Raw genomic sequence first — 1,573 nt, 5'->3', positions numbered from 1 at the left:
TGCCTTGGGCTTGCTGGTCGTCGGTAAAGCCTTTGTGTTCGTGAAAAATTCCCTCGGGGCCGGTGAATGGCTGCGCCGTGGCCTTGGTGCGCTGATGCTGGCGGGTTTGGCCGCCATCGCATTGGGCCTGTACACCGGCGTGCTGGCGCGCGTGTCGACAGCCTCCACTGGTGGCCTGGAACAAAGCCTGGTGGACACACTCAGCGCCAAGCCTGAGCAGAAGGGCGGAGCGATGATGGCCAGCGGCGCAATGATGGCGGCCGCCAACCACAACGACGCGCTGCCGATCGAAGGCACGCTGCCGTCGCTGGATGGCGCTGTGCAATGGCTCAACAGCCCGCCACTGACTGCCCAGGCGCTGAAAGGCAAAGTGGTGCTGGTGGATTTTTGGACCTACTCCTGCATCAACTGCCTGCGCACCCTGCCGTATGTCAAAGCCTGGGCCGAGAAATACAAAGACCAAGGGTTGGTGGTGATCGGCGTACACGCCCCGGAATTCGCCTTTGAGCGCGACGTGGGCAACGTCACCAAGGCGATGAAAGACCTTGGCATTACTTACCCGGTGGCTATCGACAACAACTACAAGATCTGGCGCGCGTTCAACAACCAATACTGGCCGGCGCATTATTTTGCCGATGCCAAGGGCCAGATCCGCTATCACCACTTTGGCGAAGGCGATTACGCCGAGTCGGAGCGGGTGATCCAGCAGCTGTTGCGTGAAGCCGGGTCGAAAAACGTTGCCGGTGGGTTGATCGAGGCCGCCGCCAAGGGCGTGCAGCAAGCGCCGGACATGTCCGACGTGCAATCGCCGGAAACCTACCTGGGCTTCCAGCGTGCGGAGAACTTCGTCAGCACCGCGACCCTGGGCACCGACAAGGTAGTGAATTACCCGGCCGCCGGCCACTTGGCCCTGAACAATTGGACCCTGGAAGGCCAATGGAACGTCGGCGGCCAGCAAGCGACCCTCGAACACGCGGGTGGGCGCATCGTCTACCGTTTCCACGCCCGTGACCTGCACCTGGTGCTGGGCCCGGGCGCCGATGGCAAGCCGGTGCGTTTCAAGGTAACGATTGACGGCCAGGCCCCCGTCGATGCCCACGGCACCGATGTGGCGTCGGACGGCAGCGGCACAGTCACCGAGCAGCGCTTGTACCAGTTGGTGCGCCAACCCAGCGGCGTGAAGGACCGCACCTTCAGCATCGAATTCCTCGACCCGCACGTGTCGGCTTACGCCTTCACCTTCGGCTGACCCATCAATCTTGACGTGAAAACCCAATAAATGTGGGAGTTGGCTTGCCTGCGATGGCGGCAAGTCAGCCAACTCATCTGGCACAGTTACACAGCTATCGCAGGCAAGCCAGCGCCCACATTCAACCGTGTTCTGGAGTGAGTTTAATGAAACTGCTTAAGTGCTTACCGGCCCTTGCCTTCGCCGCCTTTGTCGGCCCAAGCTCAGCCTTCTCCTTTGGCGCCTCTGACGACGCGGTCATGCTCCCGCCACCGGCCCTGGCCCCTCCGCCCAACCCAGGCACCCTCCAAACCGCGCCTTTCGCCGCCGCCTGTTTTGGGGGGG

1 protein-coding gene is annotated in these 1,573 nt (G+C 62.2%); it reads left to right on the top strand.

Annotation, left to right across the window (positions count from 1 at the left end; all coding sequences use genetic code 11):
* Positions 1 to 1,249: thioredoxin family protein (locus E0F99_RS29795; protein ID WP_130909132.1), on the top strand; the 1,249-nt coding region annotated here is incomplete at its 5' end.
* Positions 1,250 to 1,573 lie beyond the last annotated feature (324 nt).

It is taken from the genome of Pseudomonas antarctica, from assembly GCF_900624995.1.
GTDB classification, from domain to species: Bacteria; Pseudomonadota; Gammaproteobacteria; order Pseudomonadales; family Pseudomonadaceae; genus Aquipseudomonas; species Aquipseudomonas antarctica.
Note: the sequence above shows the minus strand (reverse complement) of the source record. Positions and strands in the feature narration are given on the sequence as shown.